The sequence below is a fragment of the Lacrimispora sp. 38-1 genome, from assembly GCF_049890855.1.
Classification (GTDB): domain Bacteria; phylum Bacillota; class Clostridia; order Lachnospirales; family Lachnospiraceae; genus Lacrimispora.
In genome coordinates, this window is the sequence record NZ_JBANEW010000073.1 from 65,172 (window position 1) to 89,076 (window position 23,905).

19 protein-coding genes are annotated in these 23,905 nt (G+C 43.9%); 15 read left to right on the forward strand and 4 right to left on the reverse strand.

The genetic code is table 11. The features are described 5' to 3' along the window. Window positions 1-81: 81 nt before the first annotated feature. Window positions 82-1,434 (reverse strand): FAD-binding oxidoreductase, encoded by a 1,353-nt coding sequence (locus V7D18_RS21190; RefSeq protein WP_426157250.1) that lies wholly within the window; start codon window positions 1,432-1,434, stop codon window positions 82-84. Between the two features lie 215 nt (window positions 1,435-1,649). Between V7D18_RS21190 and V7D18_RS21195 the strand changes: the two genes are divergently transcribed. The 8 genes from V7D18_RS21195 to V7D18_RS21230 all read left to right on the forward strand — a co-directional run bounded on the left by V7D18_RS21195 (window position 1,650) and on the right by V7D18_RS21230 (window position 11,402). Then, window positions 1,650-2,336 carry a Crp/Fnr family transcriptional regulator gene (locus V7D18_RS21195; RefSeq protein WP_426157252.1) on the forward strand — a complete coding sequence of 229 codons (687 nt, stop codon included), beginning with the start codon at window positions 1,650-1,652 and terminating at the stop codon, window positions 2,334-2,336. A gap of 146 nt (window positions 2,337-2,482) precedes the next feature. Further along, a complete protein-coding gene (hcp, locus tag V7D18_RS21200) occupies window positions 2,483-4,114 on the forward strand; it encodes a hydroxylamine reductase (RefSeq protein WP_426157253.1) in 1,632 nt (543 codons plus the stop codon). Between the two features lie 330 nt (window positions 4,115-4,444). Then, window positions 4,445-5,779: a glucose-6-phosphate isomerase gene (locus V7D18_RS21205; RefSeq protein WP_426157255.1), complete on the forward strand. Its 1,335-nt coding sequence runs from the start codon at window positions 4,445-4,447 to the stop codon at window positions 5,777-5,779. Between the two features lie 58 nt (window positions 5,780-5,837). Continuing rightward, a complete protein-coding gene (locus V7D18_RS21210; protein ID WP_426157257.1) occupies window positions 5,838-7,478 on the forward strand; it encodes an ABC transporter substrate-binding protein in 1,641 nt (546 codons plus the stop codon). 97 nt (window positions 7,479-7,575) lie between these two features. Beyond that, on the forward strand, window positions 7,576-8,553 hold the full coding sequence (locus tag V7D18_RS21215; RefSeq protein WP_426157259.1) for an ABC transporter permease: 978 nt from the start codon (window positions 7,576-7,578) through the stop codon (window positions 8,551-8,553). Continuing rightward, the gene (locus tag V7D18_RS21220) at window positions 8,546-9,415 is read left to right on the forward strand and encodes an ABC transporter permease (RefSeq protein WP_426157261.1); all 870 of its coding nucleotides are present in this window, start codon (window positions 8,546-8,548) and stop codon (window positions 9,413-9,415) included. The genes V7D18_RS21215 and V7D18_RS21220 overlap by 8 nt, the downstream gene beginning before the upstream one ends. 16 nt (window positions 9,416-9,431) lie before the next feature. Beyond that, window positions 9,432-10,439 (forward strand): ABC transporter ATP-binding protein, encoded by a 1,008-nt coding sequence (locus V7D18_RS21225; RefSeq protein WP_426157263.1) that lies wholly within the window; start codon window positions 9,432-9,434, stop codon window positions 10,437-10,439. Beyond that, window positions 10,440-11,402 carry an ABC transporter ATP-binding protein gene (locus V7D18_RS21230; protein WP_426157265.1) on the forward strand — a complete coding sequence of 321 codons (963 nt, stop codon included), beginning with the start codon at window positions 10,440-10,442 and terminating at the stop codon, window positions 11,400-11,402. It abuts the gene before it with no gap. 60 nt (window positions 11,403-11,462) lie between these two features. On the opposite strand, the gene V7D18_RS21235 is transcribed toward V7D18_RS21230, so the two are convergent. Beyond that, window positions 11,463-11,951 (reverse strand): hypothetical protein, encoded by a 489-nt coding sequence (locus V7D18_RS21235; RefSeq protein ID WP_426157267.1) that lies wholly within the window; start codon window positions 11,949-11,951, stop codon window positions 11,463-11,465. A 168-nt stretch (window positions 11,952-12,119) separates the two neighbouring features. Here V7D18_RS21235 and V7D18_RS21240 point away from each other — a divergent pair, with 168 nt between their 5' ends. Further along, complete coding sequence (locus tag V7D18_RS21240; protein WP_426157269.1) at window positions 12,120-14,555, forward strand: glycoside hydrolase family 3 N-terminal domain-containing protein; 2,436 nt, start codon at window positions 12,120-12,122, stop codon at window positions 14,553-14,555. Between the two features lie 38 nt (window positions 14,556-14,593). Continuing rightward, window positions 14,594-16,207: a sulfatase-like hydrolase/transferase gene (locus V7D18_RS21245; RefSeq protein WP_426157271.1), complete on the forward strand. Its 1,614-nt coding sequence runs from the start codon at window positions 14,594-14,596 to the stop codon at window positions 16,205-16,207. Window positions 16,208-16,290: 83 nt separating this feature from the next. On the opposite strand, the gene V7D18_RS21250 is transcribed toward V7D18_RS21245, so the two are convergent. Both V7D18_RS21250 and V7D18_RS21255 read right to left on the reverse strand, forming a co-directional pair. Then, complete coding sequence (locus V7D18_RS21250; protein ID WP_426157273.1) at window positions 16,291-17,520, reverse strand: ROK family transcriptional regulator; 1,230 nt, start codon at window positions 17,518-17,520, stop codon at window positions 16,291-16,293. 42 nt (window positions 17,521-17,562) lie between these two features. After that, on the reverse strand, window positions 17,563-18,411 hold the full coding sequence (locus tag V7D18_RS21255) for a creatininase family protein (protein WP_426157274.1): 849 nt from the start codon (window positions 18,409-18,411) through the stop codon (window positions 17,563-17,565). Window positions 18,412-18,589: 178 nt separating this feature from the next. On the opposite strand from V7D18_RS21255, the gene V7D18_RS21260 reads away from it, so the two are divergent. From V7D18_RS21260 to V7D18_RS21280, 5 genes are read left to right on the forward strand one after another with little or no spacing between them, the layout of a single operon-like run. Then, window positions 18,590-20,077 carry a sulfatase-like hydrolase/transferase gene (locus tag V7D18_RS21260; RefSeq protein WP_426157276.1) on the forward strand — a complete coding sequence of 496 codons (1,488 nt, stop codon included), beginning with the start codon at window positions 18,590-18,592 and terminating at the stop codon, window positions 20,075-20,077. Between the two features lie 24 nt (window positions 20,078-20,101). Continuing rightward, window positions 20,102-20,344, forward strand: coding sequence for a polya polymerase (locus V7D18_RS21265; protein WP_426157278.1), 243 nt, complete (start codon window positions 20,102-20,104; stop codon window positions 20,342-20,344). Between the two features lie 42 nt (window positions 20,345-20,386). After that, on the forward strand, window positions 20,387-21,535 hold the full coding sequence (locus V7D18_RS21270; protein WP_426157280.1) for a class II fructose-bisphosphate aldolase: 1,149 nt from the start codon (window positions 20,387-20,389) through the stop codon (window positions 21,533-21,535). A 15-nt stretch (window positions 21,536-21,550) separates the two neighbouring features. Beyond that, complete coding sequence (locus tag V7D18_RS21275; protein ID WP_426157282.1) at window positions 21,551-22,384, forward strand: triose-phosphate isomerase family protein; 834 nt, start codon at window positions 21,551-21,553, stop codon at window positions 22,382-22,384. Between the two features lie 32 nt (window positions 22,385-22,416). Continuing rightward, window positions 22,417-23,889, forward strand: coding sequence for a lactate racemase domain-containing protein (locus V7D18_RS21280; protein ID WP_426157284.1), 1,473 nt, complete (start codon window positions 22,417-22,419; stop codon window positions 23,887-23,889). Window positions 23,890-23,905: the final 16 nt, after the last annotated feature.

A 23,905-nucleotide genomic window follows, 5' to 3' on the forward strand; every position in this document is an offset into this window, starting at 1 on the left:
CGAGGACATTGAATCGATAATGTCCTCGTTTCTTTATTACATTTAGCCAGTGGGGGAAGATATCTGTTCAGCATTGAAACGCTATTTTATGCAGTTAATGGAAGGGGGAATACTTTGGGGATAATGGAAGACATTTTCCGGATCGTATTTGGCCTTGACTTCAGTCAGTCTTTTGAAATTCCTTCCATAATAGGCTTTAGACCAGTTTCTTAAGGACAGGTCAGGAGTATTGACATATACCCCTTTGGTAAAGGGTTCCATATCCTTGCGGAAATCCTTCACCCAACGAATTCCCGGGGCTGCCCCCTCCGGTTTATTCCAGGTAGAGTAGAAAGAGATATTTGAGAGTGCCTTACGGTAAAAATATGCCGTGGCGTCATTTGGAATTTCAGCGACTGCTCCGCCCAGTCCGTGAAAAAACACAGAGGCAGAATAGGTGGGAGGCTCGTTTATATAACGTTCAATAATATCGATTGCTTCATCAGGCAGCAGTTCGTAGAGGAAAGGCCCTACGCTTTTAAATGGTTCCGGTGAGTCTGGCTGAGTGGAGGCGATTTTAGCAGCGGCTTCCACCCAGGGGATCTCCTCAATAAACACCGCTTGAGGAGATCCGGCCTCAAGCAGAGGATTCAAAAGTGATTGAAGCGCTGTTCGTGATCCGAGAAAAATTCCCTGCATCATAAGCAGAGTATTATCTCCCGATGCAATGGTAAGCAGCGGGGTAAGCCGTTTGTCTGAACAGGGAAGCGTATATTTCTGCCAAATCTTAAGAACTGGTCTTAAGTCAGAAAGCGGCCAGGTGATTTGTGCATATGCTACAGTGTCAATTCTGTGAGTACGGAAACGAAACGAGGTACAGGCTCCAAAATTGCCCCCTCCGCCTCCTCTCAGTGCCCAGAACAGATCCGGATTTTCATCTGCACTGGCATGAAGCAGACAGCCGTCGGCATTTACTATTTCCGCTTCCAACAAGTTATCAATAATTAGCCCCCAGGGACGCGACAGACTGCTTTGACCTCCGCCCTGTGTAAATCCTGCTATTCCTGTAGTCGGACAGAGACCTGGCGGGACGACAAGGCCCTGTTCACCCAGCAGAATTGCCAGTTCATAATCCCTGAGGCCTGTCTGAACCGTAGCAGTACCGCATTTCTTATCAATCTCTGCCTGTTTCATTTCACTGACATCAATGACAAGACCAGCATTAATGACTGATAAACCTTCGTAATTATGCCGGCCGGAGCGCAGCCGTATGGGGATATCCTGACAGCGGGCCCATTTTATTGCATTGCTTACATCTTTTGCTTCCTGCGCAAAAACAATAATAAGCGGATATTTACTAAAAAAGGTGTTAAATACCTGTCGTGCAGATTCATACTGAGGATCTTCCGGCAAAACCACCCGCCCAGTCAGTCTGGGACATTTTTCAATATACATGTTACCACCTTCCTCTTAGTTTGCTGTTTTACTTTTTATTATATGAATGAAATCCATTCGATGTCAGCCTGTCTGTATGCGCCTGCTTTGTATTTTTCAGATTGAATGAAAAAAAGTTGTAAATACAACGTATTTGTTATAATTCCTATGATATGATTTCATAGGAAAAACATTTTTTTTATAACAAATTACAAATTGACAGATCTGGAGAAAAAATGAATACATCAGCAGAATCAGAGTCTAATGAATATAATCATGTCCTGTTGTTTTCCGGAATCAGCAATCAGGAACTGCTGCCCATGTTAAACTGTCTTGGAAGCTACAAAAAAAGCTACAAAAGCGGCGAGATCATTATTCTGACAGAAGATGCGGTAAAAAGTCTGGGCATCATTCTGAGCGGTTCCGTAAAAATGATTAAGGAAGACATATGGGGAAATAAAACTCTTCTGGCAGTCATGGAAGAGGGGGGGCTGTTTGGGGAGATCTTTACCTGCAGCCATGCCCAGACAGCAACGGTAACCTTTATCGCCGGGAGGGAAGCAAAAATTTTGTTTCTTCCCTTTGAAAAATTATGGAGCTCCTGCACCATTTCCTGCGCCTGTCATCATAAGCTGACTGGAAATCTGATTTCCCTTCTTGCGGATAAGAATGTCCAGCTGATTGAAAAGCTTGAGGTAACCACAAAGAAAACACTCCGCGAGAAGATCAGCTGTTTTCTTTCCATAGAGGCGCAAAAGAATAACAGTAAGTATTTTACTGTGAATATGGGAAGAATGGAGCTTTCTGAGTTTCTTTGTGTAAACAGAAGTGCACTGACAAGGGAGCTGAAATCCATGAGGTCGGAAGGGCTGATTGATTTTGACAGGAATACATTTAAAATAATAAAAAATAAAAAAAATTAAAATAGATGTTGTTGTGTTGTAATAACAACCGACATAAATGAGGTTCGATGATATTCTTAATGAGCAACAGGGCAATAGCACATTGTTGAAAAGCGCACAAACTCCCAAATGGGGTGTGTATAAATTTACTTTAGGAGGTAAGGAATATGAGCATGTTTTGCTATCAGTGTCAGGAGACAGCAAAGAACACAGGATGTACAGTGAAAGGCGTATGCGGTAAGACGGAAGAGGTTGCCAAGCTGCAGGATCTGCTTATCTATGCAGTAAAAGGAATTTCTGAGGTGGTGGTTAAGACAGGAACCAGTGCAGCTGAGATCGCAGAAATTAATCATGAAGTAGTAAAAAGCCTGTTTATCACCATCACAAATGCCAACTTTGATGCAGCGGCAATTGAAGCACAGATTTTAAAGGTACTTGGCTTAAGAGATGAGCTTGCAGCAAAAAAAGGTTACACAGGTAATCACGATGCAGCCGTTTTCCATGTGACTACAAGAGAAGCGATGCTTGATAAGGCAGCTACAGTAGGCGTTCTTGCCACAGAGAATGAGGATGTTCGTTCCTTAAGAGAGCTGATTATCTATGGTATTAAAGGTATGGCTGCTTACGTAGAGCATGCAATGAATCTTGGCAAAGAAAACACCGACATTTATGGATTTATGTATAAAGGGCTGGCAGCAACTCTTGATAACACCCTTTCTGCAGATGATCTGGTGGCTTTAACATTACAGACAGGAGAAGTTGGCGTAACAGCCATGGCACTTCTTGATGAAGCCAATACTTCCCGTTATGGTAATCCGGAAATCACTTCCGTTAATATTGGTGTCAGAAAGAATCCGGCCATCTTAATTTCCGGTCATGATTTAGCAGATATGGAACAGCTTTTAGAGCAGACTGCCGGAACAGGGGTAGATGTTTATACCCACGGCGAGATGCTTCCTGCCCATTACTATCCTGCATTCAAGAAGTATGATCATTTTGCAGGAAACTACGGAAATGCATGGTGGAAACAGTTAGAAGAGTTTGAGTCCTTCCATGGTCCGGTTCTCTTTACAACCAACTGTATCGTTCCTCCAAGAACACCGGAGGCAGCAGCTAAAATCTTCACAACCGGCGCTACCGGCTTCCCAGGATGCACACATATTGAAGCAGATGAAAATGGAAAGAAAGATTTCTCAGCAATCATCGAGCTTGCAAAGACGCTTCCAAGTCCGGAAGAAATTGAAACTGGTTCTATCATAGGCGGATTCGCGCATAATCAGGTATTTGCACTGGCTGACCAGGTGGTTGATGCTGTAAAATCCGGCGCCATTAAGAAATTCTTTGTAATGGCAGGCTGTGACGGCAGAGCGAAATCAAGAAACTACTATACAGAGTTCGCAGAGAAGCTTCCAAAGGATACGGTAATCCTGACAGCAGGCTGTGCAAAATATAAATACAACAAGCTGAATCTGGGCGATATCGGCGGTATTCCGAGAGTCCTTGATGCAGGTCAGTGTAACGATTCCTATTCCCTTGCAGTTATTGCAATGAAGTTAAAGGAAATCTTCGGACTGGCTGATATCAATGAGCTTCCAATCGCTTATAACATTGCCTGGTATGAGCAGAAAGCGGTTATCGTGCTTCTTGCACTCCTTCATCTTGGCGTAAAGAACATTCACTTAGGACCGACATTACCAGGATTTTTATCTCCTAATGTTGCAAAGGTGCTTGTAGATACCTTCGGTATTGCAGGAATCGGAGAAGTGGATGATGATATCGAATTATTTATGAATGCATAATTAAAAATATTAAAAAAAGTCCATCGGATCTGTTGTTTGAAACAGCAGTCTGATGGACTTTTTTTATTTACATATAGTACAGTTTTGGCCGTTATCCATATTTTGACAGCACTATCAAAGTTAACAACATAAGACGGCAGTTGGAAATTCATTCATAGAACGGTTATCTAATGCATTTTGCCGAATAAAGTATTTTGCTGTAAAAAGTGCACAAAATGAATGGCATATTTTTATGAAATTTCACATCTTGAATAAAATCCGAATGTAAAGTAATATATGTATAAATTAAATTAATTAATTAATTGCTTTTACATTTTTCAGAGGTGAAATATGAAAGAAATAAGTATGGAATTGATAGACGGTTCCTCATGGCTTACGCCTGAGGAAATTACAGGCAAAATGGAGGAATACGCCTCTTACCTTGATGAAGTAAAGTACGGGGAAGAGCAGTATGAAGAAAACCTTGGCTGGCTGGATGTAGAAGAGTGGGCAGGTGAAAAGTGGATCACTTACTATCAGAAATTAGCAGCGGATGTACGGAAGAATGCAGATGTGTTCGTAGTGATCGGTATCGGCGGATCGAATCAGGCGGCGCGTGCGGTGGTGGATGCCATTGGGGAAACGGGGCCGGTCACAATTGTATGGGCGGGAAACAGTATTTCTGCAGACAGTATCCGTAATGTCCTGCAGGAATTAAAAGGAAAAAGTGTTTACATAAATTTAATCGCTAAAAATTTCGAAACGCTGGAACCTGGCATCGGATTTCGCGCTCTTCGCAGTTTTATGAAAAAAGAATATGGGGAAGAATATGCAAAGCGCGTGATCTGTACCGGAACGGAAGGAAGTCATCTGGAAAAGCTTTGCAAGATGAACGGATTTTACTTTTTGCCGTTTCCTGTTAATATCGGAGGACGATTTACGGCCCTTTCCCCGGTAGGACTGTTCCCTATGGCTGTGGCTGGAATTGATATTGGAGCAATTGCCGCAGGCGCACAGTGCATGCGCCAGAGGCTGCTTAAGGAAAGTGCTTCTGAGAGTATGGCTCTGAAATATGCGGTTATAAGAAACCTGCTGTATCAGAAGGGATTTGGCATGGAGATGCTTTCTTATTTCGAGCCGCGTTACTTCCGCTTCGCAAAGTGGTGGATGCAGCTGTTTGGCGAGAGCGAAGGAAAAGACAACAAAGGGTTATATCCTTTATTTGGAAATTTTTCTGAGGATCTGCATTCGATTGGCCAGTTTTTACAGGATGGATCCAATATTATTTTTGAGACCTTTTTAGATATTCAGAATACGGGTGCATCTTATGTTTTACACAATGATAATGTGGACGATCTCTTTGATTATTTAGACGGCAAGGATTTCGATGAAATAAACCGGGCAGCATTTGAGGCGACAATAACAGCACACAGTAAAAAGTTTCCCTGTGTGAAAATAAGTGTTCCTGCTGTTGATGAGGAGACGTTTGGCCAGCTGTTTTATTTCTTTGAGTTTGTCTGCTATTTATCTGCAAAGATACTGGGCGTTAACCCGTTTGACCAGCCAGGAGTGGAAGCGTATAAACAGCACATGTTTCAGGCTCTGGGAAAGAACAGACAACGGACTCAGGCAAACAGTTATGGGGCAGCTGTCGGTGACAGAAGTGCCGGAGGTATCTCTTTTTAATATCAGGTGCATGAAACACACTTGAAATAATAAGGCATCAGAGAAGGAGGAATTTTTTATGAAAAAAGGTTTTAAGAAGATTTGCTCGTTAGCCCTTGCTGTGGTAATGACAGCTTCTACACTGGCAGGCTGCGGCGGTTCTAAGTCAGAAACATCTGAAAGCAGCGCAGGCAGCAGTGCAGCATCTGAAAGTACAACAGCAGGCAGCGGTGATACTCAGGCAGCAGCAACAGGCGGCGATGGTGTATTGGATATTGGTTACGCATCACTGGTGGAAAGCTTAACCCCATTCCGTGGTAATACTTTAAGAAATGCCCCATTTATGACCCAGTTATATGAATCCCTGGCAGTTGTAAATGAGATCCGGGAAATGGAACCACTGGTAGCAAAATCATGGAAAACAGACGATGACGGGTTTACCTATAATATTGAAATCTGGGACAGAGTAAGCGATTCTGCAGGAAATAAAATTGATGCATCTGATATTGTGTGGTTTATGCAGGAATCCATGAAACGGGCATTAAAGCCTGTATTTGCAAAGGTTGAAAGTGTGGAACAGACTGGCGACTATACATTAACAGTTAAGATGAAATCCAATATCGTCGGTACCTTTGAATCTCTTTTAAGAGATACATACGCCATATCCAAAAAGGCTTTTGAAGCCAGCCCTGATGAATTTGGCGCATCACTGGTTTCCACGTCACCTTACATGATCACAGAATATACGGCAAATTCAATCCTGACGTTTGAAAAGAGAAGCGACTACTGGCAGGATGAAGCCAACATGCCAAAATGTGTACGTCCAAATGTTAAGAAACTGAGCTATCACTGTATTACAGAATCTTCCCAGATGGCAATCGCTCTGGAAACCGGTATTGTGGATATGGTAATTGCCTTAGATCCGTCTTCTGCCAAACAGTTCGTTGATAACAAAGATTATACGGTTGAACTGGCAGATGGTTCTCAGGGATATCAGATCTTCTTCTCTGGTGCAGATAACAGTGAGGTTGCAAACAATGTGAAACTTCGTCAGGCAATCTGCTATAGTATTGATGAAAATGGTATGATTACAGGCCTTCTTCAGGGTTACGGTACTCCGATGTACGATGTTTGTCCGCCTATGTTTAATGGATTTAATCAGAAGTGGCTGGAAGAAGATTACTACAATTATAATATTGAAAAGGCGAAACAGCTGGTTGCTGAATCCGGTTATAATGGTGAAACTATTACCATTCTTGGAACCAGCAATACATTAACACAGAGAATGGCGCAGATGCTGCAGAGCTATATGATGGCAATCGGCATCAAGGTTGAATTAAAACTTGTTGATATGGCTTTATATACTTCTATCCGTCTTGATGGTACACAGTATGACATTGTAATTAATACAATCGGCGGAACTTTCTTAAGTGACCACTGGTCAATCCGGTATGATCCGGCTGCTTATAAGACTGGAGACGCAACAAGCCGTCATGACAATACTCTGGCAGAACTTTTATATAAGGCCTGGACACCAAGCGGTTATACAGAAGAGAACATTGATGCAGTTCATAAGTATTTAAAAGATAATGCCATTGCTTATGGAATGTTTAATCCGCAGACAATTTGTGTCATTAGAAAAGACGCAGGTCTGGAAAAAGAAGTGCTTGAGTACCAGGGGTATATTGCTCCGGCATCCAGTAGCTTCACTAATTATTAAAAATATCAGAAGCAGAACAGTTTTATACTAATTCTAAGCTGGGGTGCGCAGGAAACGTGAGGGCTGCGCACCAGTCAGCTTCAATGGAGAATAATATATGTTAAAATATGTATTGAAACGATTAATCTGGATGATACCGATTGTTCTGGGAGTTGCAATTCTTGTTTTCATTATGATGACCTTTTGCCCAGGAAAGCCGGAGCAGATTATCCTTGGTCCCTCGGCGACGGAGACAGAGCTTGCAGCAAAACGTCTGGAACTGGGACTGGATGATCCGCTTGTGCTTCGTCTCGGCCGGTATATGAGTGATGTTTTTATCCATTTTGACCTGGGAAAATCCTGGCTGACTAATGTGGATATAATCAGTTCTATTAAGGAACGTCTTCCCAGAACATTGATGCTGACCGTTACTACCTTATTAATATCCGTTGGTATTGGAATTCCATTGGGTGTAATAGCCGCAATTAAGCAGAATAAATGGCAGGATTCCATGTGTATGGTGCTCGCCCTGGTCGGTGTGGCAATTCCTAATTTCTGGCTTGCTTTGCTGTTGGTTATACAGTTTTCCGTAAAACTCAACTGGTTACCTGCTTTGGGAATCGGAACAGGACTTGCCGGAATTAAATATTACATTCTGCCAGCTATTTCCGGAAGCACCGGAGGTCTTGCAAGCTGTGCGAGACAAACCCGGTCTGCCATGTTAGATGTAATCCGTGCCGATTATATTACAACTGCCCGTTCAAAAGGTGTGCCGGAACGGGACGTAATCATGAAACATGCCTTAAAAAACAGTTTAATTCCTATTATAACTGTTATGGGAACGATGTTTGGCCATTTTCTTGGAGGCGCGATGATCATTGAAACTATTTTCGCAATTCCAGGTATGGGCACCTATATTATTGGTGCTGTAAACAGCCGTGATTATCCCATCGTGCAGGGCGGCTCCATTTTCCTTGCAATTACATTCAGCTTCTGCATGCTTATTGTAGATTTACTTTATGCTCTGGTAGATCCGCGAATTAAAGCGCAGTATGCATCAGGCAGGAAGAAAAGGAAGGTGAAAGCAAATGCCTAAGACAACCGGACATGCTAAAAAACAGGGCGGATTTGCAACTGTTATGAAGCAGATGAGCAAGAATAAAGCGGCAATGCTTGGACTTGCAATCCTTTCAACTGAAATTATCCTGGCAATCCTGGCACCTTATATAATCCCTTATGATTATTCCTTTATGGACATGGCATATATGTTTGCCAAACCATCACCTTCCCATCTGTTTGGATGTGATGATATGGGAAGAGATATATTCAGCCGTGTGCTTTATGGTGCCAGATATTCCATCTCCATCGGTATCGTAGCTGTTACCATCGGTTCCGCTATTGGCTGTACCATTGGTGCAATCGCCGGTTTTTTCGGTGGGCAGGTGGACAATCTCATCATGCGTTTATTAGATATTATTCAGGCAATTCCCGGAATGCTTTTAATGATCGTTATTTCTGCCGTACTGGGGCCTGGTTATTTTAATACAATTGTCGCATTATCCATTGGAAGTATTTCCGGTATGGCAAGAATGCTGCGTGCCCAGATGCTTAAGGAGAGGGAAAACGAGTACATTGAGGCAGCCCAGTCCATTAACTGCAGTAAATTCCGTATCATTACAAGCCATCTGATTCCCAACTGTATTTCCCCCATGATTGTATCTGCTACAATGGGAGTGGCGCAGACCATAACGGTTGCGGCTGGTTTAAGCTTTATCGGTCTTGGTGTTCAGCCACCGATTCCTGAATGGGGTGCTATGTTATCAGCAGCCCGCCAGTTTATTCGTGAGGCTCCACATCTGGTTTATTTCCCTGGGCTTGCGATTGCGGTGACGGTACTTGCATTGAATTTATTGGGAGACGGCTTAAGAGATGCTCTGGATCCCAAATTGAAGAATTAAGGAAGGAGGAACAGCTGTGCATCAGAAAGAAATTAATACAGAAATGCCGTTCCTTTCGATAAAGGACTTAAAGGTGGAATACAAGTCGGATGGACAGATTGTACATGCCGTAAATGACGTAAGCCTTCAGCTGGAGCGAGGAAAAACCCTGGGGCTGGTTGGTGAGACCGGTGCGGGTAAAACCACCATAGCAAAATCTATCCTTAGGATTTTACCTGATGTGGGCAGTCATATTGCCAATGGTGAGATTTACCTGGAAGGGGAAAATCTTTTGAAGCTGTCGGAAACCGACATGAGAAAGATCCGGGGCAACAAGGTTTCCATGATTTTTCAGGATCCTATGACAGCGTTAAACCCTGTCCTGCGTGTGGGCGATCAGATCGCCGAGGTAGTGAGCCTGCACAGTGATAACAACAATCGTGCAGAACATGAAAAAAGAGCAAAGGAGATGCTTGAAATAGTCGGTATCCCTGCAGAACGTTATTATGCATACCCCCATCAGTTCTCCGGCGGTATGAAGCAGAGAGTTGTCATTGCCATTGCTCTGGCATGCAATCCCGACCTTCTGCTGGCAGATGAACCCACAACCGCCCTTGATGTGACCATACAGGCACAGGTTCTTGATTTAATTGCAGAGTTAAGAAACAAATATAATACAGCCATGCTGTTAATTACCCACGATATGGGTGTTGTTGCACAGGTGTGTGATAAAGTGGCAGTTATCTATGCAGGCAGCATTATTGAGTACGGAACGAAGCAGCAGATTTTTAAACATCCCTCCCATCCATATACCATCGGTTTGTTTGGGGCAATCCCTGATATGAATGAGGATGAAGAGTGGCTGCACCCAATTGACGGACTGCCGCCGGATCCAACCAACCTGCCTCAGGGCTGCTCGTTTGCTCCGCGGTGCAAATATGCAACGGATGCGTGCCGGAAGGAACCAATCAGCATGTACAAAACTCAGGATGGACACGACTGCCGCTGCTGCCGTATCGAAGCCGTTATGAAGGGGGAGGATTAAATGAATCCGGTTATTGAAGTAAAGAATTTAAAAAAATATTTTACAACCCCCCGCGGCATGCTTCATGCTGTTGATGACGTCACATTTACCATTGAAAAAGGGCGTACTCTGGGCGTTGTAGGAGAATCAGGCTGCGGGAAATCCACCCTTGGAAGAACGATAATTCATCTCCATGAGAGTACAGATGGACAGATTTTATTAAATGGACAGGATGTCACAAACTTAAAGGGTAAAAATTTACGGCAGGCCCGTGAAAAAATGCAGATTATTTTCCAGGATCCATACTCCTCTCTTGATCCCCGTAAAACCATAGACAGTACGATTCGGGAACCCTTAATCGTATCAAGGCGTTTTACAAAAAACCAGATTGATCAGAAGACACAGGAATTGATGGATCTGGTTGGTATAGATGAGCGGTTGAGAAAAGCATATCCCCATGAACTTGACGGCGGTCGCAGACAGAGAGTGGGCATTGCCCGTGCTCTGGCATTAGAGCCTGAGTTTGTGGTATGCGACGAGCCGGTATCTGCTCTTGATGTATCAATTCAGGCACAGGTACTCAACCTTCTAAAGAAGCTACAGAAGGAAAAGGGACTGACCTATATGTTTGTGACTCACGACATGTCTGTGGTCCGTCACATTTCCGACGATATTTGTGTTATGTACTTAGGACAGGTTGTTGAAAAATGCTCCTCTAAGGAGCTGTTTCAGAATCCGCTTCATCCTTATACAAGAGCATTGCTTTCCGCAATCCCTTCCACAGATATTGATAAACCGAATAAGCGTGAGATTTTGCGCGGTGAAATTACATCGCCGGTCAATCCAAAACCAGGATGCCGCTTTGCGGCCCGCTGTCCCTATGCGAAAGAGGAGTGCTTAAAACAGCAGAAGCAGGCGGAGGTATCCCCTGGACATTTCGTGACATGCTGCCGTCTGCACGAAATTAATTCCTCGTATAATTAACGAAGAAGACTCCAAAAACGCTAATGATGAATCAGTGTTTTTGGAGTCTTTATAGCAGGATCAGAGATGAATGTCACCTGCATTATAGGTCTGTATCTTATTGCTGAAACGCATTTGAATTTCATCCAGGCGCTGTTTTGAGTAGGTAAGAAAAATCATGTTCTTCGGCGGCCAGTTAAGCATCAAATCAAACCGTTCTTCGTCTGTGAAAGCAGTTTTTGAAAGGTAGATATAGAGTGCTCCTGTATTTTTGGCATCTTTTCTGGTAAACAGCTTCGTTCCTGCAACACCCACTTCCCCAATTTCATCCCAGGTGAAGGTTTGAAGCGTTTTCCAGGGCAGAAAGCAGCGGACACCTGTCTGGTCCACTGAGACTGAGGCACCATAGGTGAGCATTGGTTTTATAAAGACAAGACCGACCAGGAAAAAAGCAGCGGCTGACCCAAATCGATGAAGGATTATCAGACTGATAACAATGATGAGAGAAAAAAGGATAGTGGCGATGCTGACTGCCGCCTTAAAGGTATCAACAAGGTATGTTTTTTTCATGTAGTAATATTCCTCTCTTTAAATTAAACAATTTAAATAATTAATATTATTATAACCAGATAACTGCATTGTGTCAAATTATAAAGATATAAACTGCACATTCTTTTAATCCGGACTCAGATTCTGGATATAAGAATAAAATTATAAATATAATTGGAGGTATTTGATATGGAATTATACAAGGACCCACATCAGCCGATCGGGGCAAGAGTGGAGGATTTGCTTTCCAGAATGACTCTTGAAGAGAAAGTTGCCCAGTTATGCGGTGATTTACCGGCTTCCTTTATTGAAGACGGGAAAGTAAATACAAATCTGTTAAAAGAAAAATTCCCTGATGGCCATGGACGTTTCACCCAGTATTCCATTGTGGGTCTGGTGAGTCCGGAGCAGATCGCCAGAATCAGTAATCAGGTACAGCGTTATTTTGTTGAAGAAACCAGACTTGGAATTCCTGTTGCATTGCAGGCAGAGAATCTTTGCGGTTATCCTGCAGCAGGCGGTACACTTTTCCCGGCAATGATTAACATGGGGTGTACCTGGGAGCCGGAGCTTGCACAGAAGATGAGTGAGATTATCGGTCAGGAAAGCCGCAGTGTGGGAATCACCTCTGCCATGAGCCCGGTAATCGATGTGGCTCAGGATCCCAGGTGGGGAAGAACCTATGAGACCTTTGGTGAAGATCCCTATCTGATCAGTCAGTTTGGCATTCACTACGTAAAGGGAATGCAGGAGCAGGGCGTCAGCTGTATAGCAAAGCATTTCTTAGGGTATTCCTCAACACAGGGCGGTTTAAATACATCCGCATGCCGTATGGGGAAACGGGAGCTTTATGAAATATTCGCAACGCCTTTTGAAGCAGCGGACAAGATGGCGGGCCTGGATGCCATGATGGCGAATTACGGAGAGATTGATGGACTTCCGGTGATTGTTAACAAGGACATTATTGAAAATCTGCTGCGTAAAACCATGGGCTTTGACGGCGTTTTAACGTCCGACGGTGCAGCTGTACTAAAGACCTGGCAATTCTTCAAGGTTGCAAAAACCTATGAAGAAGCTGGATATCTGGCGAAAAAGGCAGGTACTGACACTGAGATTCCGGTAGGAGCCGCCTTCCGCCAGCTGCCGAAGTACGTACGTTCCGGAGAACTGAGTGAAGAGTGCATCGATGCTTCTGTGCGCCGTATACTGACTGTAAAATTCAAACATGGCCTGTTTGAGAATCCTTATTGTGAGGAAGAGAAGGTTATGATGGCTTTGGGCAATGCTTCAAAAAATAAATTAAGTGAAGAAATTGCAGCAAAATCAATGGTTCTTTTAAAGAATGACGGTGTGCTTCCCCTGAAAAAAGGAACAAAGATAGCGTTGATTGGCCCCCATGCGGATTCCCTGAGATATCCGGTGAGCGGTTACACCTACCCGGCATACGTAGAAATGATGAAGGCCGGTGCCGGCGGTCAGGCAACTGGTTTTAACGGCCTGGCTGATGAGCAGGAAAAAGCCCAGAGCAGTGAAAAGAAATACAAAGGGCCATTTGCCGTTATGTTTGATATGTTCTCAAAGGAAGAAAAGGATTCCATGAATGATATGGAATCAGCTCTGAGGAGAACGGGAACCCGCAGTCTGAAAGAGGTTCTATCAGAGCGTTTCTCCGTATCCTATGCACAGGGCTGCAGCATTACAGGAGAAGAGACAGATGGCTTTGACAAAGCAGTGGCAGCTGCAGAACAATCAGATGTGATCGTAATGGCATGCGGCGGCAACTGCGGCTGGGTCAATGTAACCGGAGGAGAGGGCAAGGACCGCCAGTTCCTTGATTTACCAGGCGTTCAGCAGGAGCTGCTGGAAGCAGTAGCAGCGACAGGAAAACCAGTTGTTCTCGTACTTTATGGGCCGGGCGTATTTGCCGTTAACTGGGCTCAGGAAAACTGCGGAGCGATTTTGCAGGCATTTATGCCGGGACCATTTGCCGGAAAGGTTATTTCTGATGTGTTAGACGGAACATTAAATCCCGGAGGAAAGATGACAATGACTGTGCCGAGAACAACCGGGCAGATTCCCATCTATTACAATCACCGCATCGGATCCGGTTATAACAGCGGAGGAGATATCACTGCTTCCTCCATCTTCTCAGGGGGATATGTGGATGGTCCTGCTGATCCGCTGTACTGTTTTGGTCATGGTCTCAGCTATACCACATTTGAGCTTTCCGATATGGAAGTATCGGCCGCTGAAATTCCCACCGACGGAAAACTGGAAATCAGCTGTAAAGTAAAAAATACCGGTGATGCAGCTGGTGATGAGGTAGTACAGCTGTATACCAGTTTCTCTGAGGCACATGTTACACGTCCAGGCAAACAGCTTACCGGGTTCCTGCGTGTGTCTCTGAAACCAGGTGAGGAAAAAGAGGTGGTATTCTGTCTGGATATGGCACAACTGGGGTATTACAACGAAGGTATGGAATTTGTGGTTGAACCGGGAACGCTGCACCTCATGGCGGGCACAAGCTCCGCAGATCTTCCGTTAAACAGCAGTGTGACGCTGACTGGAAAACCGGCAGATGTAGCGGGTAGACGTTCTTATGTATGCCATGCCAGAGTGCATTAGTATACTTTTGCTGCTTTGCGAGAAAGGAATAAAAACGAATGGAGAAAAGACCACATATTATTATCTTTAATCCGGATGAAATGCGTTCGGACAGCCTTGCTCATCTGGGGCAGAATAGGGCCGCCCAAACTCCGTTCTTAGATGAATTTGCCCGATCGGAAGCCGTATCGTTTCGAAATGCCTTCTGCCAGAATACGGTATGCGTTCCCAGCCGCTGCAGCTTTTTTACAGGTCTCTACCCCCATGTCAACGGACATCGTACCATGCAGCATTTGCTGCGGGGTCATGAACCGAGCCTGTTTTCCGAATTGAAGGCTGCAGGTTATTATGTTTGGATGAACACCCGGAATGATCTGATTGCAGGACAGATACCCGGTCTTATGGAAGAACATGCAACGGAGATCTATTATGGGGAGGAATGTCGTAAGCCGCCGGGGCCGGAAAAGAAAGATTTCAGAGGGCAGATGGGAGATAAGAACTATTACTCTCATTATGAAGGCAGGTTGCTGACAGATGAGAACGGAATCCATTATTCTGATGATGACGGAGTCGTGGATGCAGCGATTGACCGGATATTTCATCGGGTGAATGACCAGCCGCTTTGTATGTTTCTTGGCTTAATGTATCCGCATACACCCTATGCAGTGGAGGAACCCTATTTTTCAGCGATTGACCGAAGCATGCTGCCAAAACGTGCTGCCGCCGGAAAAGATAAGCCAGAGATGGAGTTAGCCTTAAAAAATCTGATGGCTATGGATTCTTATACGGAGAAGGACTGGGACGAGCTGCGCGCCTGTTACTTAGGGATGTGCATGAAGGTGGATGAACAGTTCAGACGCTTATGTGATGCGCTGAAAGAAGCGGGAATCTATGACGATTGCGCGATCTTTTTCTTAAGCGATCACGGTGATTATACCGGTGACTTTGATTTGCCGGAAAAATCCCAGAATACGTTTGAAGATTGCCTGACCAGGGTTCCTCTGCTTATAAAACCGCCCATGGGAGAGCCTGTTGATGCGGGAATTTCTGATTCTCTGGTAGAACTGGTGGATTTTTATGCCACTGTGATGGATTATGCAAAAGTCCCCCCCAGCCATGATCATTTTGGAAAGGTCTTAAAACCTGTTCTCGGGGACCGGAGCAGACAGCTGCGTGAATATGTCTTTTGCGAGGGCGGCAGAATGCCGTGGGAGACACAGGCTGATGAGTATCATCCGGCAGCCGGCAGTTCCGGTGTGATTCCAAAAACAAGCATGTACTGGCCCAGGCAGACAGCCCAGCTTAATGCAGATGCCCACTGTAAAGGGACTATGATACGGGATCATTTTTATAAATATATTCACAGATCAAACGGAAAACATGAGTTTTATGATCTGCGGTCTGATCCTCTGGAGGAAAATAATGTCTATGGGGACCATAAGTATGAAGAGAAAACAATTGATTTAAGATTGCGCCTTCTGGACTGGTATCAGCAGACCTGCGATATTGTCCCAAGGGATTGTGACAGACGCATGAGCGATCGGATGATGTGGGCCAAGATAAAACAGGATTGTCCGCCGAACCTGGAGGAACAGGCCTTCGAAATGATCCGGGATGGAAAGGGCATGGCATATATCAAAGCCCAATTGGCAGTAATGCAGACGGAGGAATAAGATTAAAAATGCGGTTCCCATCATTTTTCCTGAATAGAAAGATGATGGAAACCGCATTTTTTTGATGTGGAAATTAATTGCCGCTATTCAATGAATGTTTTTAAATCATTTTGAACTGCTACGGCTGCTGCACCCACAGCCCCGCTGAATTCATCAGGCTCAACAAAGATATAATTGGTATCCATATTTGTAGCAGTATATAAGTTTTGCGCAATCACATCCATAAGCTGGTCTTTATTCTTCTGGTTCTGGAAAATATGACCATCAATCAGGATACACTGGGGTCTTACAAAATTGTCAATATTGGCGATGCCGATCCCCATATGGAAAATCGCATCCTTCAGGATCGCATTCACACTTGGATCACCTTCTGCCTGTGCATTCAGTATTTCATATATTGTGGGAGAAGCGGTGCTGCTGCATAATCCTCTGAGTATTTCTGCCTTACCTTTCCTTAGTTCGTTCACACAATTGGAGATGATTGCACGTTCACTGGAAAATGCTTCAAGGCATCCATGGTTTCCGCAGTTACAGAGAGGTCCCTTGGAATCGATGATCATATGTCCCACCTCTCCCTGTCCGATAATGGATTCATGAAAGCGGAGATGAGTATACATCAAAGGACAGGCGATACCTGTTGATACGAAAAAATAAGCGAAGGATGGATACTGGTCCATAAGCTCATGGCTGAATAAATAGGAACCATAGGCTCTTGCGCAGGCATTATTTTCTATTGAAACAGGCCCGTCGTAGTTAAGAAGCCTGGCTACATCATTTTTCACATTTTTATTCTCCCAGTCATATCCCGGGTGAACGGTCAGAATACCCTCGCTGCGGTCTACCAGTCCAGGCAGACACAGACCGATACCTGCTATTTTAGCTTTTGCCATTTTGCTGGAACGAAGGAGCTTTTTCACCAGCTCACAGGTTTCGGTTATTGTTTCATCATAGTCACTGTAGGGGGTATCATCTGATATGGATTTGATGATATTACCGCGGTAATCTGTGATGCAGGCACGGCGGAGTGCACCGCGCATCTCGATACCGATAAAATAGCCGCAATCGTCTGAAATATCAATTAAAGATGCCTTACGGCCAAGTGTCTTACCGGAAGCCTTCGTATTTTCCACTTCTTTTATCAGACCTTTGGATAGAAGAAAATTCACAGTGGTGGTGATTGTCGGGAGTGTGAGAGACAGTTTTTCTGATATTTCAATTCTGGAAATCGGGCCATCGTGATAAATCATCTGGCGAATCGCGGACTGGTTTGTGACCTTAACTCTTGATAGATTATTTCCATTGGCAATCTGCATGTTGTTTTGTTCCTTTCTGTATATGTATCATAGATTGATTTATTATTTTAAATGAGGATATCTTGGTATGATATGTTTCTGTGTTGCCAGGTCAACCTCGTTTAGGTCGTCGATCACCTGCTGGGGGTGAAAGAAGCGGATAAAATCATCAATCATTTCCGTCCCTTTAAGAGCAAGAGCATCCCGCTCGGCAACGGAGCGGCAGCCTTCCCCGCCGCCATGATCTGAAAACTCTTCATAGAAGAATCCCGCATTGCCAGGTGAAGTAGCCAGGGAGTTCAGCCTTTGAACTGCAGATTTCAGGGGATTGTCCGAAGAAACTGAAAACGGATCTTCCTTTTGCACCACTTCCGGGTCAACGTAAAGATAATCCAGCTGGTTCATCTGCTTATAAGCACCGTATATAAGCTCTTTTAAAGGAATTCCTTTTACCTGCCACCCGTTATCTTTTGCAATATGTATCGCCTGCAGCAGACTTATATGAACAAATGGGACCTTTTTATCATGAAATGCATCCATAATAAAGCTGTTGATTGTTAAATAGGCAGGACCATGACCGGAAACATAAATCTGCTTGCGAAATCCCTGTTTTAACAGGCTGTCAGATAGTTGTCTCAAATAAGAGGCTCCTTCTGCGATGCTCATGTATACAGTGCCCCGTCCAGTCCGTGTCGCACCTGGATAGAAGAACGGAAGACCGGTTAATGACAGACTGTCGGTGGCTTCAGCCATTTTTTCAGCAATCGCTTCCACATAAACCGTTTCACAATCAAGTGGTAAATCACCATGAAGTTCCACAGTTCCCACAGGGATGAAAATAACATCTCTGCCGCGGTTTAAATATTCCTCAACTTCAATATTTCTCATTTTATTTAAAATATGTGTTTTCATATTTCCTCCCGGGCTGTTTGGCAATAATTAAATTAATTAATAGTCATAATAACAGAATAATTATGAAAATACAAGTTTTAGAAAATATTTGTTTACGGTAGATATTGAAATTATTACTTACTGATGATATAATAAATTAAATTAATTAAAAAATAGAACGGAAGGGATAATTGATGTTATGAAGGACGTTTTGCTCTACATGTCGGATCAGCATTCCTATAATCTGCAGGGGTATGCCGGAAACAAAATAGTAAGAACTCCCAATTTAGATCTCATTGCCAGGGAAGGGACTGCGATGACAAATGCATATACGGCATGTCCGCTGTGTGTACCGGCCCGCGCATCCATGATTTCAGGACAGCTTCCCAGCAACAATGGTGTTTTATTTAATTTTAACTCGATTAACTCTGACTGCGCTACGTTTCTTCACAGTCTGACTGCATCCGGTTATGAGACGGTTCTTTGCGGCCGCATGCATTTTGTCGGACCGGATCAGCGTCATGGTTATGCAAAGCGTATCGCAAAGGAGCGAACTCCTGTATACCACAATCATGTCCCAAAAGCGAAAGGGGAGATGGAAAACAAATCGAAGGTAACAGGGTTTGATGAGAACAGCTCCCTTTACTATATCGGCGGTGGCGATTCTCCGGTTCTGGCTTATGACCGTTATGTGGTAGAAGAAGCACTGGAATATTTAGGGCAGGAACATGAAAGACCGCAGTTCATCACAGTAGGTACGTATGGACCCCATTTCCCGTATGTCGCTCCAGAGGAACTTTATGAGTATTACTATGACAAAGTCAGCCTGGAGGATGTTTCAGAAACCTATCAGGGGCACCCGGCTCTTGACGGTAAGTTTCAGGAGGCAGATCCGGAGGTGGCCAGAGCGGCACGTGCGGCCTATTACGGACTGGTGGAGCAGCAGGACCGGCATATTGGAACGGTATATCAGGCATTTAAAGAATATTTAAAACGTACGGGGCATGAGGGAGTATTTATCTATGTATCCGATCATGGTGACATGAATGGCACACATGGTTATTACGGCAAGCAGGTGTTTTATGAACCGTCTGCCCACATTCCATTCTTAATTCAGGGACATGGGATTCCAGCCGGACGAACGATTGACAGTCCTGCCAGCCTTTTAGATATAGGCCCGACTGTCTGTGGTCTGACTGGAGCGGAGGTTTTAGAAGGGGATGGAAAAGATATTTCTGAACAGATTCTGGAAAGCAGCCAGGATGAAGACAGAATGGTGGTCAGTGAGCTATATAGCTATCTGAGTAATGGAGAGACAACCCTGGGAAGGCTGGTCCGTTTTAAACAGTGGAAGTATTTTACTTATTCCGGCTTCCCAGAGGATGATGTGCTATATGATCTGGAACACGATTCCAATGAAGAGAATAACGTAATCACCCGATTTCCTGAGATTGCAGAAAAGCTCAGGCAGAAGGCCAATTCCTATAAGAGCTATGATGAGGTAATGGAGCATGAAAACTGGGTGATGAAGCAGCTTCGCATCCTGATGAAGTGTGATTACGATAACCCGGATGAAAGATGGATTCCATCCGGCCTTAAGGAACTTGATCATCCAGTTAAAAGCAAAAAACCATTTCAGCCGACACCCTGGGCAACACAGATGAGAAAACGGCTGAATGAGATATAGTCACAAAAAAGGGAGGAAATTACAATGAGAGTAAAACAGATTAAAGATGTCGACGCTTTTTTTAAGGCGCTGGCAACCTGTCAGGGCAGAGTGGAGCTGATTACAGATGATAAGGATGTACTTAATTTAGCTTCCAAGCTGACGCAGTTTATAGGTCTTACCAGAGTATTCAGCAATCCTGAAATAGAATCCTATGAAATCGTCTGCTACAACGGAGAGGACTATCAGAAAATTAAAGAATATTTAGTACCGGCAGATCAGATATAAGAATAATTAAATTCAGATGAACATTCGAAAGGGGAAAAAACTATGCCAATCATACCACTAAGACCTCTCTTGGAGGCAACCGAAAAATATCAGTTTGCGCAGGGTGCATTCAATGTAAATGCAGTATCCCAGATCAAAGCAGCAATTGAGGTTCATGAAATGTTAAGAAGTCCCGTCATATTACAGGGGGCAGATTTAGCCAATGGTTTTATGGGCGGAAGAACCGATTTTTTAAACTCAACCATTGAGGATAAACGCATTGGTGCAAAGAATATCGGAGCTGCCGTTCATAAATACGGCGCATATTCTCCGGTTCCGATTGTACTGCATTTAGACCACGGAAAAGATTTTGACTCAGTAAAAGCGGCGATCGACGGTGGTTATACTTCGGTTATGATTGATGGTTCGTCCCTTCCATTTGATGAAAATGTGGAATTGACCCGTGAGGTTGTAAAATACGCGCATGAACGCGGTGTATCGGTTGAAGGAGAGCTGGGGGTTCTGGCCGGAGTGGAAGATCATGTATTTTCCGATGCATCTACTTACACCAATCCGATGAAGGCAATTGAATTTTTCAAAAAAACGGAGGCTGACTGTCTGGCTATTTCTTACGGAACCATGCATGGAGCTGTAAAAGGAAAGAATGTAAAGCTTCGGAAAGAAATCGTGATTGCCATCAAAGAATGCTTAAGACATGAAAAAATATTTGGAGTATTGGTATCCCACGGCTCCTCAACCGTTCCCAAATATATCGTAGATCAAATCAATGCCCTTGGCGGAGAGATCACCAATGCAGACGGAATTTCACTAAACGAAATTAAACAGGCAATTGCATGCGGAATCGGCAAAATCAATGTTGATACAGATTTACGTCTGGCAGTAACAAGAAATTTACGGGAATATTTCTATCATCATCCGGATAAGAAAAGCAGTCCTTCCGTTGGTAAAATATATGATCTGCTGGAAGAAAAGAAATCAGCATTTGATCCAAGAGTTTTCCTGACACCCATCATGGATACAGTGATGAAGGGGATTGAAACGGATGACGACATTCGATCACTGGGAGAGAGCATCGAACAGGGCGTAAAGGAAGTTGTGGGAACCCTGATTGTCGAATTCGGTTCTGCAGGCAGAGCATCTTTGGTTGAGCAGCTGACAACCGATGATATGATCAGAAAATATAAAAAGTAATTGGAAAGGAATACCATGAAGCATATTTTTTTGAATCTAAAACGATTTGATATTCCAAGGGAATACAGCGGAGTAAACAGTATTGCCAGGCCAGGTGAATGGGGATCCTATATCGTTAATGAAGTGCAGGAAGAATTAAAACAGTATAACAAAGATGAAGTGGAATTTGTGATGTATATGCCGGAAGCACATATTATCACTGCTGTAAACGAAAGAAAAGAAGATTCCAACCTTAAAATCGGCTGTCAGAGCGTGTTTCGTGAGGATACCGCACCAGGTGGAAACTTTGGCGCTTTTACGGCGCAGAGAACCGGTAATTCCATGAAAGCAATCGGCTGTGACAGCACAATGATCGGTCATTTTGAAGAAAGAAAGGACAAGTCAGGCATTTTGTCCGAAGCCGGAGTGAATGACTCTGATGCAGTTAACCGGATTTTAAACGGGGAGATCAAGGCAGCAATAAAGGCAGGACTGGACGTGCTTTACTGCATCGGTGAGACGGCAGACCAGCAGGAAAACTGGAGGGAAGTTCTTAAAAGACAGCTGACCATTGGATTAGATGGAGTGGATATCAGCAAAGTGGCAGTCGCCTATGAGCCTGTATGGGCCATCGGACCTGGTAAAACACCGCCTGACAGAGAATATATCAGAAAAATAGCATGCTTTATCAAAGAGGTGAAAAACGGGATTGCAGTAACCTACGGCGGAGGACTCAAAACGGACAATGCCGCCATGCTGGCCTCCATACCTGAAATTGACGGCGGGCTTATCGCACTGACAAGATTTTCGGGAGAGATCGGTTTTTACCCGGAGGAATATCTTGAGATTATACGTACATATTTAGGATAGATGAAAATTCGTTATGAAAGAGAGGAACCTGAATGAAATTACAGTTTGAATATGGACATGGTTTTGTAAATGCCGAATTGCCGGACAGCACAGATGTATTTATACCAGGAGAAACAGTGGCGGATCCGCCTTATATACCGGAGGACCAGCTTGAGGCAAAGACTCTTGAATCCATCCGCAATCCCATTGGAATGGAGCCGTTAACGAAGCTGGCTAAAAAGGGATCGAAAGTAACAATTATATTCCCTGACAGAGTAAAGGGCGGAGAACAGGCCACTGCTCACCGCAAGATTTCAATAAAATTAATTCTTCAGGAATTGTACAGTGTCGGAGTAGAAAAGAAAGACATTCTTTTAATCTGTTCCAATGGTCTGCACAGAAAAAACACCAAAGAAGAGATTTATAATATTCTTGGAAAGGAATTATTCCATGAATTCTGGTTCACCCATCAGATTATCAACCACGACAGTGAAGATTATGATCATCTGGTTGACTTGGGCGTTACAGACCGGGGCGATCCGGTCATCATGAATAAATACGTGTATGAAAGCGATTTGGCGATCCTGATCGGGCATACCCAGGGAAATCCTTACGGCGGTTATTCCGGCGGCTATAAGCATTGTTCTACCGGTATTACCCATTGGAAATCCATTGGTTCCCATCATGTTCCTGAGGTTATGCACAGGGATGATTTTGTTCCTGTCAGCGGAAAATCATTAATGAGATCCAAGTTTGATGAGATCGGCGAGCATATGGAAAAATGTATGGGCAAGAAGTTCTTTTGCTGTGATGCAGTGCTTGATACCTACTCAAGGCAGATTGAAATTAACAGCGGTTACGCAAAAGAGATGCAGCCGGTTTCCTGGAAAACAGCGGATAAAAGAACCTATGTGCCGTTTGCTGAAAAGAAATATGATGTAATGATTTTTGGTATGCCCCAGTTCTTCCATTATGGAGATGGTATGGGAACGAATCCGATCATGCTGATGCAGGCTCTTTCTGCCCAGGTGATCCGTCATAAGAGAGTCATGAGTGACAAGTGTGTCATTATCTGTGCATCAACCTGCAATGGCTATTTCCATGATGAATTATGGCCTTATACCAGAGAAATGTATGAGATGTTCCAGACAGATCATATGAATACACTCCCTGACATGAACCGCCTTGGGGAATATTTTGCCACTAATGAGGAGTATATCAGAAAATACCGCTATACTAACGCATTTCACCCGTTCCATGGCTTTTCCATGATTTCCTGCGGACATCTGGCAGAGAAAAACACATCAGCCATTTACATTGTTGGCGCAGAGCAGCCAGGCTATGCCAGAGGAATGGGATTAAAGACAAGGGCAACGATTGAGGAAGCACTTGCTGATGCAAAACTCAAATATGTGGGAGCGAATCCAAATATTCTGGCTCTGCCAAAAACATTTAAAACAGCAGCCGTTCATCTTATGATGAAGGATGAAATATACACCGGAGACAATATGTTTCATCATCACTAACAGATTAAAACTTGGA